The following is a 262-nucleotide window of genomic DNA, read 5'->3' as shown; positions in this document are numbered from 1 at the left end:
ATGACGAAAGTAAACCTTAATTTGGTCTTTTCTTTAATGAAGAATCATAATGGTCTCTTATATTATACAAGGCAGTTTGTAGCGTCGTGTAGTTTACTACACAAGCTGCGAACTAACGCGGTAGAATTTAAGATGGTGGAGCTATGCAGGATCGAACTGCAGACCTCCTGCGTGCAAGGCAGGCGCTCTCCCAGCTGAGCTATAGCCCCATCGGGATTCTTCTAATTTGTTATCATGTAATTTGTGTAGACACTCGTGAAAC

General features: G+C 42.4%; 1 tRNA gene. It reads right to left on the bottom strand.

Annotated features, from left to right (window positions below):
- Positions 1–133: 133 nt before the first annotated feature.
- A tRNA-Ala gene (locus H4J56_RS19460) sits at positions 134–209 on the bottom strand.
- Positions 210–262 lie beyond the last annotated feature (53 nt).

Source organism: Colwellia sp. BRX8-4 (assembly GCF_014077345.1).
Lineage (GTDB): Bacteria > Pseudomonadota > Gammaproteobacteria > Enterobacterales > Alteromonadaceae > Colwellia_A.
Note: the sequence above shows the minus strand (reverse complement) of the source record. Positions and strands in the feature narration are given on the sequence as shown.